The 13,459-nt window shown below is 65.1% G+C and carries 8 protein-coding genes; 5 read left to right on the top strand and 3 right to left on the bottom strand.

Translation table 11 applies throughout. From position 1 onward, the window contains the following. Positions 1-6 precede the first annotated feature (6 nt). The 4 genes from AOP73_RS00325 to AOP73_RS11660 all read left to right on the top strand — a co-directional run bounded on the left by AOP73_RS00325 (position 7) and on the right by AOP73_RS11660 (position 8,270). Positions 7-1,620, top strand: a complete 1,614-nt coding sequence (locus tag AOP73_RS00325) for an ABC transporter permease subunit (RefSeq protein WP_061962683.1) — start codon at positions 7-9, stop codon at positions 1,618-1,620. A 2-nt stretch (positions 1,621-1,622) separates the two neighbouring features. Further along, positions 1,623-2,510: a sugar ABC transporter permease gene (locus AOP73_RS00320; protein WP_061962682.1), complete on the top strand. Its 888-nt coding sequence runs from the start codon at positions 1,623-1,625 to the stop codon at positions 2,508-2,510. Between the two features lie 50 nt (positions 2,511-2,560). Further along, positions 2,561-4,468, top strand: coding sequence for a glycosyl hydrolase 53 family protein (locus tag AOP73_RS00315; protein WP_236683467.1), 1,908 nt, complete (start codon positions 2,561-2,563; stop codon positions 4,466-4,468). 109 nt (positions 4,469-4,577) lie between these two features. Further along, positions 4,578-8,270, top strand: coding sequence for a glycosyl hydrolase 53 family protein (locus AOP73_RS11660; RefSeq protein ID WP_152650486.1), 3,693 nt, complete (start codon positions 4,578-4,580; stop codon positions 8,268-8,270). A gap of 50 nt (positions 8,271-8,320) precedes the next feature. Here the strand turns inward: AOP73_RS11660 and glgX are convergent, their stop codons facing one another. Beyond that, on the bottom strand, positions 8,321-10,462 hold the full coding sequence (gene glgX / locus AOP73_RS00305) for a glycogen debranching protein GlgX (protein ID WP_061962680.1): 2,142 nt from the start codon (positions 10,460-10,462) through the stop codon (positions 8,321-8,323). Positions 10,463-10,554: 92 nt separating this feature from the next. Here glgX and AOP73_RS00300 point away from each other — a divergent pair, with 92 nt between their 5' ends. Then, a complete protein-coding gene (locus AOP73_RS00300) occupies positions 10,555-11,208 on the top strand; it encodes a hypothetical protein (RefSeq protein ID WP_236683466.1) in 654 nt (217 codons plus the stop codon). Here the strand turns inward: AOP73_RS00300 and gad are convergent. Both gad and AOP73_RS00290 read right to left on the bottom strand, forming a co-directional pair. Next, a complete protein-coding gene (gene gad / locus AOP73_RS00295; RefSeq protein WP_061962679.1) occupies positions 11,198-12,595 on the bottom strand; it encodes a glutamate decarboxylase in 1,398 nt (465 codons plus the stop codon). The two genes, AOP73_RS00300 and gad, sit on opposite strands and share 11 nt — an antisense overlap. A 126-nt stretch (positions 12,596-12,721) precedes the next feature. Next, positions 12,722-13,408 (bottom strand): DUF5701 family protein, encoded by a 687-nt coding sequence (locus AOP73_RS00290; protein WP_061962678.1) that lies wholly within the window; start codon positions 13,406-13,408, stop codon positions 12,722-12,724. Between the last annotated feature and the right edge of the window lie 51 nt (positions 13,409-13,459).

Genomic DNA, 13,459 nt, shown 5'->3' with positions numbered 1-13,459 from the left:
GACACAATGTCGAAAGACACGGCAGTTGCGGTGAAGCAGCCCGGCCAACACCCCGAGCCTCGGGTGTCCCACGCGCGCAACGTGCGCGGCATGGGCTGGGGCTTCGTCGTGAAGCTGCTGGTGATGGCCGTGATCAACGCCCTCGGCATCAGCATCATCATGTCGGCCTTTAACGTCGAGGCGTGGGTCATCCTGGGTGCCTCCGTCGTGCTCCTGGTCGTCGCCGATGTGGTCTATTTCACCAAGCGCGCGATGCCGCTGAAATACATGTTGCCCGGCCTCGTCTTCCTCTTTGTCTTTCAAATCTTCACGCTCGGCTACACCGGCTACGTGGCCTTCACGAACTACGGCACGGGCCACGCCGGAAGCGAGCAGCAGGCGGTCGACGCCGCGCTCATCCAGGCGGAACATCGGGTGCCAGACTCGGTGTCCTACCCCCTCGCTGTGGTACGGGATGGCGACACCATCGGCTTCGCGATCAACGACGACGGGTTCGTCGAGGTCGGCACGGCGGACGAGCCCCTTGCGCCGGTCAATGGCGCAGCCGTGGACGCCAACGAAACCCCGACGGAAGTTCCTGGTTGGGAGATCGTGCCGCGCGGTGACCTCTTCACCGATCAGGATCTGCAGAACACCGTGGTCAACCTACGCGTGCCCGTCTCGGACGATGCCGAGGACGGCTCGATCCGTACTCGTGAGGGGCAGACAGGGGCGATCTACAAGTCGACGATGGACTGGAACCCCGAGGCGCAAACTCTGACCGACACGGAGACCGGCACGGTGTACGAGGCCTCGGCGAGCGGCAACTTTGTGGCCGAGGACGGCACGATGCTGCCGACGGGCTGGGTCGTCACCGTTGGCTTTGACAACTTCCAGCGCGCCGTGACCGACACTGCGCTTGCGGGGCCGCTGCTCAAGGTGACGCTGTGGACCTTCGCGTTCGCCATCCTGACGGTGCTCACGAGCTTTGGCCTCGGGCTCTTGTTCGCGATGATTTACAACGACCAGCGGGTCAAGGGACGCAGGTTTATCCGCACCCTGTTCATCCTCCCGTACGCGTTCCCGGCATTCATGTCGGCACTCCTGTGGCGGGGCATGCTGAACAAGGAGTTCGGGGTCATCAACGACCTGTTCTTCTTTGGTGCAGATATCAACTGGCTGGGCGACGAGTGGCTCGCGCGGTTCGCGATCCTGTGGGTCAACCTATGGCTGAGCTATCCGTATTGGTTCCTCGTCTGTACTGGCGCCTTGCAAGCGCTCTCCGGGGAAACGATGGAGGCCGCGAAGATCGACGGTGCCGGGCGCTGGCGCCAGTTCCGCTCCATCACGCTGCCGCTGCTCATGGTGTCGACTGCACCCCTGGCCATTGCCTCATTCGCGTTCAACTTCAACAACTTCACGATTATCTACATGCTCACCGAGGGAGGCCCCGCCTTCCCAGGCACTAGTGGCCTCGGCGCCACCGACATCCTGATCTCCGCGATCTACAAGATCTCCGGCGTCTCGGGTGGTGTGGCCGACTACGGCCTGGCATCGGCGCTGTCGATCATCGTCTTCGTGATTGTGGGAATCATCTCCGCAGTCGCGTTCCGTCAGACCCGCAAGCTCGAGGAGATCTAGAGATGTCCGAGCAAACCCTCAAAGTAGCCCGTCGCTCACCCACGCGCCGCAGTCGCTGGTGGGCCGAGGTGGGGTGGAAGTATCCGCTCGCCGCCGTCATCGCGTTTTACGCGATCTTCCCGCTGATCTACGTGCTGTCGGCGTCGCTGTCCGATTCGGGGACCCTCACGGGGTCGAGCAACCTATTTAGCGACATCTCGTTCGCCAACTATCAGGCACTGGGCGAGACCACATTCTGGACGTGGGTGGGGAACACGCTGATCGTCGGCGGCGCCACCGCCGTAGGTGCCGTCTTGATGGGGGCTGCGGCGGCATATGCCTTCTCGCGGTTCCGCTTCAAGGGGCGCCGCCCCGGCTTGACCACGCTGCTGATCGTTCAGATGTTCCCGCAGACCGTCGCGTTCGTGTCCGTGTTCCTGCTGCTGACGGCACTCGGCAACGTGGCTCCTGCCCTAGGTATCAACTCCAAGATCGCCCTCATCTGTGTGTACCTGGGCGGCGCACTAGGCGCGAACACGTTCCTGATGTACGGCTTCTTCAACTCGATTCCCAAGGAAATGGACGAGGCCGCGAAGATCGATGGGGCCACGCATGCGCAGATCTACTGGCGCCTGATCATGCCGCTCGTGACTCCCATCCTCGCGGTGGTGGCGTTGCTGGCGTTCATCTCCGCCTTTGGTGACTTCATCCTCGCCAAGATCGTGCTCGTGTCGCCGGACCAGTGGACGCTCGCGGTGGGCATGTACCAGTGGGTCTCCAACCAGCTGACCAGCAACTGGGGGCTCTTCGCCGCCGGCGCCGTGGTCGCATCGTTGCCGGTGCTGGCGCTCTTCCTTGCCTTGCAGAAGTACATCGTGGGTGGTCTTACCGCCGGCTCCGTCAAGGGCTAGCGGGCGCAATACTGATGAGACATCGAGGTCTGTGGATTGGAGGCGCCGTCGTGGCTATAGCCGCCATGGGAGCGGGCGCGGGTCTACTCGCGACGACCGGCACCGATTCCGGAGTGATAGACGCCGGAATCGTTGTCGACAAGGTCGACGGCCTCCGCACGGACTTCATCAACGGCGTCGATGTGTCCTCAGTGCTTGCGCTCGAAGCCAGTGGCGTCATCTTTCGCGACGACGCCGGCACGCCCGCGGATCTCTTCGCCGTGCTCGCCGAGCACGGCGTGACCGACGTGCGCGTGCGCGTGTGGAACGACCCGCACGATTCCGATGGCCGGAGCTACGGCGGCGGCACCACCGACGCCGCTCACGCCACCGAGATCGGCAAGCGCGCGACCGACGCTGGCCTGCGGGTACTGGTGGACTTCCACTACTCGGATTTCTGGGCAGATCCGGCCAAGCAGCGCGCGCCCAAGGCGTGGGAAGACATGTCGAATGACGAGCGTGCCTCGGCCGCGGGGGAGTACACCCGGCAGACCCTGACCATCATGAGGGACGCGGGTGTGGATGTGCGCATGGTGCAGGTGGGCAACGAGACGAACAACGGCGTCGCGGGAGTCACCGCGTGGGACGGCATGGCGGCGATCTTCTCCGCGGGCAGTGCGGCGGTCCGCGACGTATATCCCGACGCCCTCGTGGCCGTGCACTTCGCCAACCCCGAGCAGGAAGGCACCTACGCCAGATACGCCTCCATTCTCGACAACTTTGACGTCGACTACGACGTCTTCGCCAGTTCGTACTACCCGTTCTGGCACGGCACCACGGAGAACCTCACCGCGGTGCTCAGCGACATCGCACGCTCCTACGACAAGCAGGTCATAGTCGCCGAGACCTCCTGGGTGCGGACCCTGAACGACGGTGACGGGTCGCCAAACGTCGTCGGCACCGCTGATCTGGCGACGGCCTACCCGGTGAGCGTGCAGGGGCAGGCAACCGCGGTGCGCGACGTCATTCAGGCGGTGGTCGATGTCGGCGATGCGGGCATCGGCGTCTACTACTGGGAGCCCGCGTGGCTGCCGGTGGGAACGGCTGACGACCTTGCCGCGAACACAGTGCTGTGGGAGCGCGACGGCTCCGGATGGGCAACCAGCTTCGCGGGTGAATACGACCCCGACGCCGCGAACGAATGGGGCGGCTCGGGCTGGGACAATCAGTCGTTGTTCGCCGCCGACGGCACGCCCCTCGAGTCCCTGAACATCTTCGAGTATGCGCGCCGGGGGGCCACCGCTCCGCTGGCGGTGACCACGATCGACGCTCCCGTGCTGGATATTCAGCAGGGCGAGTCCATCGAACTGCCCGCCACGGTGACCGTCCACTACAACGACGGCACGACGGCCGATGCCGCGGTGACCTGGGAGGGTGGCGCGCCGACGTCCGACGCGTTGGGTGAGTACACCGTCGCCGGAACCGTGGGAGACGGCGCGGGCGTCAACGCGACGATTACCGTCCGCGCGCCCAACGACCTGCTCAACGCCGGCTTTGAGGAGGACGACCTGTCAATGTGGTCGTTCGAATCGGACGCCGCCACCTTCTCCGTAGTCGACGACAACGTACCGGCGGCCATCGGCGAGCGGGTCTTCAACTTCTGGGACTCGGCCGACTACTCGATCAGCGTCGCGCAGACCGTCGAGGGGCTCGCGCCGGGCACCTATGTGGCATCGGTCAGCGTGCATGGCGGCCCGGCCGACACTCCAACCGCGAAGATCCAACTTGTGGCGACCACAGCAGCGGGCGAGTGGTCGGCTCCGCTGGCCCTCAACGGGTGGCAGGAGTGGGACAAGGTTTCCGTGCCGGGAATCCTCGTGGGTGAGGATGGTGTCGCAACCATCGCGGTCACCGGCACGTTCGGTGGCGAGGACTGGGGCTTCATCGATGGATTTGAGCTTCACCCGGAGGATGGGTGATCGCGGCGTCGCCGCGAGTCCGAGCTAGGACCCCGCGGGTCACCTAGTAGCAGTAGCCGGCCGTCAATCGACGCGCCGAGTCAGGTCAAAGAAGATCAAGGGAGATGCAATGCGTAGCAGACTGGGAGCGGTCACAGCCGCCAGTGCCATAGCGATGGGGATGGTTGCGGTCGCGCCCGTCGCCGTCGCAGCGGACGATGATCCCATCGAGGCCGGGATCACCGTCCCCAAGGTTGAGGGCATGGGCGACAACTTCATCAACGGGGCGGACTTTTCGTCAGTCTTGTCGCTCGAGGAGTCGGGAGTGGTATTCCGCGACGACTCCGGCGCGGAGGCGGACCTCTTCGAGGTGCTCGCGGACCATGGCGTGAACTATGCGCGCATTCGCGTGTGGAACAACCCGTTTGACGACGACGGAAACGGATATGGGGCCGGCAACGTTGACGCTGCACGAGCCACCGAGATCGGCAAGCGCGCGACGGCTGCGGGCATGAAGGTGCTCGTCGACTTTCACTATTCCGACTTCTGGGCACACCCGGGCCAGCAGGTCGCGCCGCGCGACTGGGCGGGGCAGACACTCGATGACCGCGTCGGTGCCCTCTACGACTACACGGCACAAACGCTGCAGGCCATGGACGATGCAGGGGTGGATGTCGGCATGGTTCAGATTGGCAACGAGACCACCGGCGGGCAGATTGCGGGCACCAGCGGTTGGGACAATACCGCGCAGCTCTTCCAGGCGGGCTCGGAGGCCGTGCGAGACACCCTTGGAGACGACGTCAAGGTCGCGGTGCACTTCACCAATCCGGAGCGCGCGGGTCAGTACGCATCCGTCGCGAAGGCGCTCGACGACCGCAGCGTGGACTATGACGTCTTCGCGAGTTCGTACTACCCGTTCTGGCACGGCACGCTCGACAACTTGACCTCGGTGCTGGACCAGATCGCGACGACTTACGACAAGGAGGTCATGGTCGCCGAGACGTCCTGGAACTACACGCTCGAGGATGGCGATGGCACCACCAACGTCATCAAGGCCTCGAACGCGAGTAGCGCCTATTCCTCCTCGGTTCAAGGACAAGCGCTCGCCGTCCGGGACGTCATGCAGGCGGTGGCGAACGTGTCCGATGGTAAGGGAATTGGCACTTTCTACTGGGAGCCCGCGTGGCTTCCCGTGGGGCCGCCCAGCGAGTACGACACGAATTGGGACAAGTGGCAGGAGTTTGGGTCCGGCTGGGCGACGAGCTACGCCGAGCACTTCTACGACCCGAATGACGAGGTCGAGGGCCCCGCGGACGCGTACGGCGGGTCCGGCTGGGACAACCAGGCGCTCTTCGATTTCAATGGCTACCCGCTGGAGTCGCTCAATGTCTACGAGTACGCGCGCACCGGTTCCGTCGGTCCGCGCGAGTTCGACTCCGTGGTGGCGCCGTCCATCACCGTCACCGATGGCGCCACCGTCACCCTGCCGTCCGCGGTCGACGTCCGCTATACGGACGGAGTGACGGAATCTCAGGACGTGACCTGGTCAGCGTCCCCGTCGTGGATCACGGGACCCGGCGTCTACGCCATCCAGGGCAAGACAACCGCCGATGTTGCGGTCACCGCGAGCATTACCGTGCTCGAGGCTGGTAATTCCGGTGAGAACTTCGTCGTCAACCCCGGCTTTGAAGGCGGCGTCGCGCCGTGGACAGGGACAGGCTCGGGATTCACGATCAGCGCCACCGACGACCCGTTCGAAGGGTCAAAGTCGACGCATTTCTACTCCTTGAATCCATTCAGTTTTGGGCTTCAGCAAGAGATTACGGGCGTTCCGGCGGGCACCTATCGCTTGTCGGCCACGATGCAGGGTGACGGTGGGACGACCGGCATCATCAGCATCGCGGCGGCGTCGGGGATCTCGACCGTCAACGCTCCGGCAACGCTCGACGGGTACCTGAACTGGCAGACTCCCACCACGGAACTGCTCACCGTTGGCGCCGATGGAGTCGTCACGATCTCCGCGAGCTTCAACCTGCCAGCAGCCTCCTGGGGCACAATCGACAACTTCGCACTCATCGGAGAATCGGAGATTGTGGCAGCCGACACCGCTGCGCTCGCGGCCGTGCTGGCCGAAGCCGACGCGATCGACCGGGCTGGCTACACGGCGACCTCCGTCGCCGCGCTCGACAAGGGTGTACGCCGAGCCCAATTCGTGCTCGATTCGCCCGCCCCGAGCCAGGCGGCCGCCGACGCCGCCTCGACACAGTTGCGAGGTGCGATCGACGGGCTGACCACGGGGGAGGCCACCGTGCCTGACCCCACCGTTCACCCCGTCGAGGTGGCGTCGGTTGAGGGAGACGAGATCGAGTTGCCGACGACCGTAACCGTCGAGGCCTTTGACGAGTCCACCACCACGGAGTCGGTGATCTGGAACGACGTGCTGGACCTCATCACGTCGCCGGGCACCTACGTCGTCCATGGTGTGTCCCAAAACGGCTGGGCAGCGACCGCCACCGTGACCGTGACGGCTCGCAACTGGGTGCTCAACGGCGGCTTCGAGACCGGCGTCGACGATGTGACTCCGTGGCAAATCATCGCCGACCCCTGGCCCGCCAACGCGGATACCGGGACACTTTGGGTAATGGAGACCGGCGACGCGTTTGGGTCCTTCGCCCTCAACATGTGGTCCGACGCGGCGACAGGGGCGCCTTTCGAGTTCAGCGCCACTCAGGAAGTCAACGGGCTCGCACCCGGCGTGTACCGCCTGAGTGCGGGATTGATGGGCGCTGACGAAGGTGAGGCGAGTGCCGCAGTCGAGCTCGTCGCCAACCCGGGGGACGCCGAAGTATCGGTGCCGATGGAATTGCTGGGCTGGGGCAACTGGTCCACACCGACCATCGACGCAGTGGTCGGCGACGATGGCATCCTCACCGTGCAGGTGAGGGGCGACTGGGGAGTCGGTGACTGGGGCTGGGTTGACCAAGTTTCACTGGTACGCGTGGCTGACGCCTCCGGTGTCGATACGGCAACGCTCGAGGACGCGATCTCGACTGCGGGTGCCGTGGACAGGGAAGCATTCACGGCGGAGTCCATGGCCGCCCTCGACGTGGCCGTGAATCGCGGCCAGATTGTGCTCGCGGCGTCGGGACGGACTCAGCAGCAGGTGGACGACGCCACAGTCGCGATCACCGCGGCGCTTGGGGCGTTGGTCGAGGCCACCGACCCGGAGGACGGTACGGATCCTGACGACGGCACCGGGACAGACCCGGACGACGGCACTGACGGGGGAACCGGCACGGACCCGGACGACGGCTCCGGCACCGGCGGCGACTCAGGTACGGACGGGGACGCCGGCGCGGGTGGGGGTGCAGACTCCGGAACCGATGAGGACTCGGACTCGACCCCGTCGGCCGGAGCAACGTTCCACGTGCCGTTTACCTCGGTGGTCCCGGGCCAGACATTCGACCTCACGCTCACCGGACTCGCCGGTGATGAGGTCGAGGTCGGCATCGCGAGCACCTACCAGCAGCTCGCGACGGCCCAGGTGATTAACGGTGAGGCGACCGTCACTGTCACGATCCCAATGAATCTCGAACCTGGCGTGCACCACCTCCAGGCCTACGACGACGCGAATAGCCTCATCGCCGAGTACGAGATCACGGTGGTCGCGGCCGCAGACGACACCGCGGACGCACCTGTCTCCACGGACGACGATGAGTTGTCGACCACGGGAACCGACGCAGCGGTACTGGGCGCAATCGCGCTGGCGCTGCTCGCTGCCGGTCTGCTCCTCACTCGCCACTCCAGGCGCCGCACGATCTAGACCAGAGCCGTGGTGGCCGGGCGCACTCCTCCGCGCCCGGCCACCACGCCCTACCAGCTCAGATACAGTCGTACGCTCGCGGCGGCGAGCTCCTGCGACTGCCCGGGCTCCACGAGCTCGTCCGTCGCCTCCGAGGGCGACTCCCACGCGCTGTCCCACACCAGCTTCCATAGCGGTCCGTTGTCCGCGGGAATGGTGACCGAGGCTCCCTCGCGGGACCCGTTGATGACCACCAGCGCATCGGCCTCGCCGTCCAGAACGGTGGAGCGCATGAACTGCAAGGTCCGGGTCGCGGCGTCATCCCACCAGCCCTCGTCCTCGTGTGAGCCGTCAGCCTTAAACCAAGCGGAGTCCGCGCGGTACTTGTTGTCCGTGGGATCCTCGTCTACACCGTCGTAGAACTTGGACGGTCGCAGCACGGCGTTGTCGCGACGCAGGTGAATGAGGTAGGCGATGGAGTCGTGCAGGTCATTCTGCCAATCGGCGAGCTCCCAGTTGACCCACGAGATCTCGTTGTCCTGGCAGTACGCGTTGTTATTGCCGCCTTGGGTGCGGCCAATCTCGTCGCCCCCCAGCAGCATCGGCGTGCCAGCGGCGAGCAACGTGGTGCCGAGCAAATTGCGAAGCGACTTGCGTCGCGCGGCAAGAATGTCGGCATCGTCCGTCGGGCCCTCAACGCCGTGGTTGTAGGAGCGGTTGTTGTCCGTCCCGTCGCGGTTATCCTCGCCGTTGGCCTCGTTGTGCTTTCCGTTGTAGGCCGTGAGGTCGTAGCCGGTGAAGCCGTCATGCGCCGTCACAAAGTTGACGGAGGCCACTGGGCCACGCATGCCCCACGGCTCGGAGTGGCCGAACAGATCTGACGAGCCGGCCAGGCGCGTGGCGAGCTCTGGGACGGTGGGGTGATTGCGGGCGCCGGTCTGCAACCACCATGTGCGTGCGTAGTCGCGGAAGCGGTCGTTCCATTCGGACATGGGCTGAGGGAAGTTACCTACTTGCCAGCCGCCTAGGCCAACATCCCACGGCTCAGCGATCAGTTTGACGCCGCTCAATACGGGATCGGTGGTGAGAGCGACCAGGAAGGGGTGATTGGCCGAGTAGCCCTGCCCCGTGCGGCCCAGCGTCGCCGCGAGGTCGAACCGGAAGCCATCAACGCCCATTTCCTTGACCCAGTGGCGCAGCGAGTCGAGCGCCATCTGGGTCACACGGGGGTGGCTGAAGTCGAGCGTGTTGCCGGTGCCAGTGGTGTCGTCGTAGTGCGCGGGTGCATGAGTCTGGTTGCGGTAATAGCTGAGGTTGTCGAGGCCCTTCCAGCTGAGCACGCGGTCGGTCGAGGAACCCTCGCACGTGTGGTTGTAGACCACATCGAGGATGACCTCGAGTCCCGCCTGGTGCAGCAGTTCGACCATTCCGGCGAACTCCTCCTGTACCGCTTGGGCACCCGCCTCACGCGCCTCGGCTGTCGCGTAGGCCGCGTGTGGGGCAAAGAACCCGAGGGTCGAATAGCCCCAATAGTTGGTCAGGCCGGAGTGTTCGAGGTGCGGCTCGTTCGCGAACGCTTGGATGGGCAGCAGCTCCACGGCCGTGACACCCAAGTTCACCAAGTACTCGACGGAGGCGGGGTGGGCCAGGCCGGCGTACGTGCCGCGCAGGTGTTCGGGAACGCCCGGCATGAGCTGCGTAAAGCCCTTGACGTGGATCTCATAGACCACGGAGTCCACCCAGGGCACGCGCGGCTTGGGGTGTTTCCAGTCGTGGCCGGTCTTGGTGGTGATGACGGAACGCGGCATCTCAGGCGCCGAGTCCGCGGGTTCGCGGTTGCTCAGGAGGACCTTTGCCGCGGGGTCGCTCATGTTGGTCATCTGGCCGTCGATGCCGCGGCCGTACGGGTCGAGCAGTAGCTTGGCGGGGTTGTAGCGGTGGCCGTGCTTGGGCCGCCAGGGCCCGTGCGCGCGCAAACCGTAGCGCTGTCCGGCCTCAAGACCAGGAATGAATGCGTGCCAGTTTCCGGTGTCCGGACCCACCAGGTCGATTCGCGACTCATTGCCGTCCTCGTCGAACAGGCAGAGTTCCACGCGAGTCGCGTGCGCGGCGTAGACGCCTACGGTGACGCCGCCGTCGACCAGGTGTACTCCCAGGAGGTGTGGGGTGGGGGAGGGCTGCGTGGTGTGCGCGTTCGCACGCTTGATTGTCATGTCCTCTATTGTGCAGGACTACCGTGACAGTGAAGTGAACGGCGCGTATCGCGCACTGACCGTGCGTCTGTGCCGTGCCCTAGCCTGGGGTCATGCATAGCGCGCGGTTCATACGAATGCGTCGTGAGGCGATCGGCTTCGCGATCGGATCGTTGTTCTTTTTCATCGGCCCGTGGCCCTGGTACGCCGATGCCGTAGGTGCGGTCACCGCGAATCTCACCTTCTTCATCGGCTCGTTGTTTTTTACGACCGCCGCGACGTTGCAGTTGCTTCTCGAAGGGCGGCGCCCACCGTGGAGGTCCTCGACCACGGGCGATGCTTTCGACTGGTGGGCCGCGGCCATTCAGTTGGTTGGAACGCTGCTCTTTAATGTCAGCACCTTTCAGGCGTGGCGGGCTGCCGTCACGACGCCCGATGCGGTGGGCATCGGCTGGAGTGCGGACCTGTGGGGCTCGGTGGCGTTCCTTATTTCCTCGGCGTTTGCGCTTGCGGCATTGCGGCGACAGCACGAACTCTGGGACTTCTTCGCGCGCACACCGGGGGCGGTGTGGACAGGCTTCGCTGGATGCGTCGCGTTCGCCGGCTCCGCGGCGGGCGCCTATGTACTTCCGGACTCGAATGAGGTCCTGAATCTGGCATGGGCGAATATTGGCACCATCGTCGGTGCGGCATGCTTCTTCGCAGCGGCCGTAGCCACCCGCCCGGCGGTGACCGAGCGAGAGACCGCGCCAGCCGCTAGTGAGTAAACCCAGGCTCGACGTGCTCGGAAGGAATCGGGCCGTCCAGGCCATCCAGCCACGCGACGCATTCATCGATGTCGGCAAGAAGATCACGCGCGAGGTTGTACCCCAGCCCGTTGCGGACCACGATGCGCTGAACGACGACCTCCTCGAGGTCCTCCGGTAGCGGGTACGCCGGGATCAGCCAGCCCTTGCCACGCAGACGGTCGGACAGGTTGTAGAGGTTCCAGTTGTCCGTGTACCCCTCCTTGAGCTTCCACGCGAAGACAGGGATGTCGGAGCCATCGCTGACCAGCTCAAATGCTGGCATCTTGCCGATGTGCTCGGACAGGTGCATCGCGACGTTGCGGGTCGCGTTCTGCACGGCCGTGTAACCCTCGCGGCCCAGGCGCATGAACAGGTAGTACTGCAGCAGGACCTGAGCGCCGGGGCGCGAGAAGTTGAGTGCGAGCGTGGGCATGTTGCCGCCCAGGTAACTGACACGGAAGATCATGTCTTCGGGCAGGTACTCCTCGCTTCGCCAGATTGCCCAGCCCAGCCCGGGGTAGACCAGGCCGTACTTGTGGCCCGAGGTGTTGATCGAGACCACGCGGGGAAGGCGGAAGTCCCACACCAGGTCGGGCTGCACGAACGGGGCGATCATGCCGCCCGATGCGCCGTCAACGTGCACGGGTACGTCCAGCCCGGTGCGTTCCTGCAGGCCGTCGAGGGCGGCGCAAATCTCCTCGACCGGCTCGTACACGCCGGTGTAGGTCACGCCCATGATCGCGACCACGCCAATGGTGTTCTCGTCGACGAAGGGAAGCATGGACTCGCCATCCATCGCGGGGTGCGCGGTAGAGACGGGAACCAGGCGCATCTCGATGTCCCAGTAGTTGCAGAACTTCTCCCAGCACACCTGCACGCCCGCACTCATGACCAGGTTGGGTCGATCGAAGGCTTCGCCCGCCTCGCGTCGCTTGTTGCGCCAGCGGCGCATCATGGCGAGCCCCGCAAGCATGGCGGCTTCGGACGAGCCGACGGTGGAGGTCCCAATGGAGCGTTCGGGATCGGGGGCGTTCCACAGGCCCGCAAGAATCCGCCAGCAACGGGTCTCGATCTCTGCCGTCTTGGGATACTCGTCCTTGTCGATCATGTTCTTGTCGACGGTCTCCGCGTACAGCTTCTGTGCGGCGCTGTCCATCCACGTGGTGACAAAGGTGGCGAGGTTGAGGCGCGCATTTCCATCGAGCATGGCTTCGTCGTGCACCAGCTGGTAGGCGATGTCCTTGTCGAGTTGGCCTTCCGGTAGCTCGAACAGTGGAATGTCGTGGGTCTCGCCGTCGGAGGCGAAGATGGCGTTGATATCGACGTGGCGGGGCTCGCGGCCCTCGGGAGCGGGTGCGCTACTCATGTCTGGGTTCCCTCGGTTGAGCGCGCCCGCGTGCCTCGCGAGACGCTTGTGGTCCCAACCTAGCGCCTATCTGGAACGCGTGCGCCGGGACAACGAGCGTCCGTGTCTCAGCGCGTTTCCTCCCTCCTAGATCGCACGTCCCGCGGCCGATGCGATGCCCAGCCACGTGTGTTCCACGCCCTGGAAGCACCACCCCAGCTTGGGGGCGCCGGCGGAGATCCAGATGGCGGGCACGCGGCGATTTCCCTCGTGCGAGCCGGCAAGCATAAAGCAGTGATTCTTGATGAGCTTGTCCGGGAACGCCGCGTTGAAAGACAGCCCCTCCGCAATGGTCAGTACGGTGCGACCGCGCTCGGCGATGACGGGCGTGGCGTTCATGGGCTTGACGTTCTTGAATTCGTCCCCGCGCTCCACGTCGAGCAGCAGGTACACGGGGGCATCGGGCACGTCGAGGCCGTCCATCGCGCGGTACGGCGCGAGGCCGTTCTCACCGTAGTTGCGGTCCAAGATGCCCTCCTTCTTGCCGCGCCCGGCACGGAGCAAAGGTACCCGCGGCTCAGGCGACATGACCGCATCGGTCACCACCGCGACAAACGGGACGCGACTGTCGCTGACGGCGAGGTCTAAGCCGGCGGCAACTGCATCGGCGAGAGGCTGGGCTAGCGGCTCGAAGAGTGCGCGAAAGGCCGCCTCGTCTACGCCCGCAAGCTCGGGATAGCCCATGGCCACGTAGGCATCGACCTGACGGTTCAACTCGGCGGTGGGGTCCAGTTGCTGGAGGGAATCGGCGGTGGAGGTGGCGGCGGTAGGCATGGGCGCTCCTTGCGATTGGGGGGTGAGAGGTGAACGCCTGCCACGCCTGCG

The sequence above is a fragment of the Demequina aurantiaca genome, assembly GCF_000975135.1.
Classification (GTDB): domain Bacteria; phylum Actinomycetota; class Actinomycetes; order Actinomycetales; family Demequinaceae; genus Demequina; species Demequina aurantiaca.
Note: the sequence above shows the minus strand (reverse complement) of the source record. Positions and strands in the feature narration are given on the sequence as shown.

What these genes read in the sequence shown, in the direction of transcription:
- AOP73_RS00290 (WP_061962678.1), bottom strand. Translation starts at nt 13,408, where the DNA reads ATGCCTACCGCCGCCACCTCCACCGCCGATTCCCTCCAGCAACTGGAC.
- AOP73_RS00325 (WP_061962683.1), top strand. Translation starts at nt 7, where the DNA reads ATGTCGAAAGACACGGCAGTTGCGGTGAAGCAGCCCGGCCAACACCCC.
- glgX (WP_061962680.1), bottom strand. Translation starts at nt 10,462, where the DNA reads ATGACAATCAAGCGTGCGAACGCGCACACCACGCAGCCCTCCCCCACC.
- gad (WP_061962679.1), bottom strand. Translation starts at nt 12,595, where the DNA reads ATGAGTAGCGCACCCGCTCCCGAGGGCCGCGAGCCCCGCCACGTCGAT.
- AOP73_RS00300 (WP_236683466.1), top strand. Translation starts at nt 10,555, where the DNA reads ATGCATAGCGCGCGGTTCATACGAATGCGTCGTGAGGCGATCGGCTTC.
- AOP73_RS00320 (WP_061962682.1), top strand. Translation starts at nt 1,623, where the DNA reads ATGTCCGAGCAAACCCTCAAAGTAGCCCGTCGCTCACCCACGCGCCGC.
- AOP73_RS11660 (WP_152650486.1), top strand. Translation starts at nt 4,578, where the DNA reads ATGCGTAGCAGACTGGGAGCGGTCACAGCCGCCAGTGCCATAGCGATG.